Annotated in this window: 2 protein-coding genes; both read left to right on the forward strand. The window is 69.8% G+C overall.

The window, feature by feature from the left end:
• Window positions 1-2,272 (forward strand): type I polyketide synthase (locus AWC25_RS08675; protein WP_142278746.1); only part of this gene is annotated, 2,272 nt, incomplete at its 5' end.
• Window positions 2,272-3,701: type I polyketide synthase (locus tag AWC25_RS08680; RefSeq protein ID WP_142278747.1), on the forward strand; the 1,430-nt coding region annotated here is incomplete at its 3' end. The genes AWC25_RS08675 and AWC25_RS08680, both read left to right, overlap by 1 nt.

Raw genomic sequence — 3,701 nt, forward strand, 5'->3', positions numbered from 1 at the left:
CCCCCCCACCATCCCCATCCTGTCCACCACCTACCAAAACCTGCACACCACACCAACATTCGACGCCCAACACTGGGCCACCAACATGCGCAACCCGGTCCACTTCCAACACGCCATCACCCACGCCGCCACCGACCACCACACCTTCATCGAAATCAGCCCCCACCCCCTACTCACCCAAGCGGTGCTGGAGACCTTGTACACCGCCCAACATGGAACCAAGTACGCATGCGTCGCCACCCTGCAACGCGACACCGACGACACCATCACCTTCCGGACCAACCGCAACAGGGTTCACACCACCCATCCGCCGCAGACCCCGCACCTCCCCGAGCCGCACCCCCGGATCCCCACCACGCCCTGGCAGCACACCCGGCACTGGCTGTCCCCCGCGAGCTTGGCCGCGCCGGCGCCAAATGCGATGTCCCCGCATGAGTCGGCAGCACCGACTTCCGCTCCGTCGGATTACCTGGGCGGTGCACTGGATGCGTGGTGTCATCGGGTGCGGTGGGTGGTGACGCCGGCGGCGGGGCCGCCGGCGTGGTCCGGCGGCACCGGCCGGTGGCTGGTGATCGGCGACGCCGAATTGGGCCGGGAACTCGCCGAAATCGCGGGTGCGCAATCCCACGTCGACGTGGCGCCGTCCGCACTGCTCGACGTCGACGCGCTGGGCACCGCACTGAGCGGTGCCGACCACGTTGTCTACGCACCCGCCGCGGACACGGCCGTCGACCCGGCACCGGCATATGAGCTATTCGGCCGGGTGCGCCGCCTGGTGGCCGCGATGACCGCCGGTGCCGGGCCGGCCAGGCTGTTCCTCGTCACCCGCAACGCGCAGCCCGTCACCGAGGGCGATCACGCCAGCCCCGCCCACGGCGCGCTGTGGGGCCTGGGACGCACCCTGGCCCTCGAGCACCCCGAAATCTGGGGCGGCATCATCGATCTCGACGCCTCGGTACCGGCCGAGGTGGCCGCGCCCCAGGTGCTGCGCGAGGTCGGCGGCGGCGACGGGGAAGATCAGGTCGTCTACCGGGCCGGGCGGCGGCGGGTCCCGCGGCTGCGCAGGCGTCCGCTGCCGGCCGACGACGTCACACTCGGCGCCGGTACGTGCCAGCTGGTGATCGGCGCGACCGGCAACATCGGGCCGCACCTGATCCGGCAGCTGGCCCGGATGGGCGCCACCACCATCGTCGCGGTCTCCCGCAACCCCGGACAACGTCTGGCTGCACTCACCGAAGACCTCGCCGCACAAGGGGTTACCCTCATCCCCGCGGCCGCCGACGCCACCGACGAGACCGCGATGCGGGCGCTGTTCGACCGGTTCGGCGCCGACCTGCCCCCGCTGGAGGGCATCTACCTCGCCGCCTTCGCCGGCGGTCCGGTGCTGCTCGGCGAGATGACCGACGACGACGTCACGGCCATGTTCGCGCCCAAGCTGGACGCCGCCGCGGTGCTGCACCGGCTGTCGTTGAAAACATCGTCGAAAACATCGGTGCGCCATTTCGTGCTGTTCTCCTCGATCTCCGGGCTGACCGGATCGCGCTGGCTGGCCCACTACACCGCCACCAGCGGCTACCTGGATGCACTGGCCTACGCGCGGCGCGTGATGGGCCTGCCCGCCACCACCGTCAACTGGGGCCTGTGGCAATCACTGGCCGACGCCGAGCACGACTTCAGCCAGGTCAGCGTCGGCACCGGTCTGCTCCCCATGCCCGACGACGTCGCCATCAAGGCACTGCCGATCGTGATGAGCGCCGACGCCGGCGTGCATTCGGTTGTCGTCGACGCGGATTGGCCGCTGCTGGCCGGCGCCTACCGCACCCGCGGGTCGCTGCGCATCCTCGACGACGTGCTGGCGGACTCCCCGCCCGTATCGCTGGTGTCGGCCCGGGATTGGTCGCAGCTGTCCCCGGCCCAGATCCGTGCCGAACTGGAAACCGGCCTGCGCGCCATCGTCGCCCGGGAACTGCGGATCGGTGAATCCGAGCTGGATGCCGACCGACCGCTGGCCGAATTGGGGCTGAACTCGTTGATGGCCATGGCGATTCGACGCGAAGCCGAGATCCTGGCCGGCGTCGAGCTGTCGGCAACCATGCTGTTCAACCATCCCACCGTCGCGGCCCTGGCCGACTACCTTGTCAAGCTTGTTGCGCCGCAATCGGACTCGGGTACCGACCAGATCGCGCAGCTGTCCGCGTCGGCGGGCAGCACCCTGGACAGTTTGTTCGACCGTATCGAGTCGTCCCCGGTGGCCGCCGAGGAGCGCGGGTAATGCGCAGTGTGTTCAGCCGCATCCTCGCAATGACGGCGCAACAGCGCACGGCCTTGTCCGACGAATTCGCCCGGGCCGCCCGCACCGCCATGGCCGAACCGGTCGCGGTCGTCGGCATGGGATGCCGGTTTCCGGGCAACGTGACCGATCCGGACAGCTTCTGGGAGCTGATGGTCGAAGGGCGCAACGCCATCTCCGACATCCCGGCCGACCGCTGGGACGCCGAGGCTTTCTACGACGCCGACCCATTGACCCCCGGCCATATGACGACGAAGTGGGGCGGCTTCATCCCCGACATCGCCGGCTTCGACGCCGAGTTCTTCGGCATCACCCCCCGCGAGGCGGCATCGATGGATCCGCAGCAGCGGATGTTGCTCGAGGTCGCCTGGGAAGCCCTCGAACATGCCGGAATCCCAACAGATTCCCTGGCCGGTACCCGAACCGGCGTGATGATGGGCGCCTACTTCAACGAATACCAATCCATGGTCGCGGGCAGCCCGGACGCCGTGGATGCCTACACCGGGACGGGGAACTCGCACAGCATCACCGCGGGCCGGATCTCGTATCTGTTGGGGTTGCGGGGCCCGGCCGTGGCCGTCGACACCGCGTGCTCGTCGTCGCTGTCCGCGATTCACCTGGCCTGCCAGAGCCTGCGGTCCCGCGAGACCGACCTGGCCTTGGCCGGCGGGGTGAGTGTGACCCTGCGCCCCGAGACCCAGATCGCGATCTCCGCGTGGGGATTGCTCTCGCCGCACGGTCGCTGCGCCAGCTTCGACGCGGCGGCCGACGGGTTCGTGCGGGGTGAGGGCGCGGGCGTGGTGGTGCTCAAGCGGCTGACCGACGCGGTGCGCGACGGTGACCGGGTGCTGGCGGTGGTGCGCGGCTCGGCGGTCAACCAGGACGGCCGCTCCAACGGCATCACCGCGCCCAACACCGCCGCACAATGCGACGTGATCGCCGACGCGTTGCGGTCGGCCGACGTCGCCCCGGAAAGCGTGCATTACGTCGAAAGCCACGGCACCGGCACGGCCCTCGGCGACCCGATCGAGTTCGAGGCACTGGCCGCCACCTACGGGCGCGGCGAGGGCCGCTGCGCCCTGGGCGCGGTGAAAACCAACATCGGCCATCTCGAGGCGGCGTCCGGCGTGGCGGGCTTCATCAAGGCGGTGCTAGCCGTACAACGCGGCCAGATTCCGCCGAATCTGCATTTCTCCCAATGGAATCCGGCCATCGACGCGGCACCGACCCGGCTATTCGTGCCGGTGCAGAAGACCGCGTGGCCGTCGGACTCCGGACCCCGCCGCGCCGCGGTCTCCTCGTTCGGACTCGGCGGTACCAACGCCCACGCGATCATCGAGGAGGGTCCGGACCCGGCGCCGGTCGCCGCGGCCGATTCGGGCACCGGTGTGTCGACGTTGGTGGTGTCGGG

Origin of the sequence: Mycobacterium sherrisii (assembly GCF_002102355.1) — a bacterium.
GTDB classification, from domain to species: domain Bacteria; phylum Actinomycetota; class Actinomycetes; order Mycobacteriales; family Mycobacteriaceae; genus Mycobacterium; species Mycobacterium sherrisii.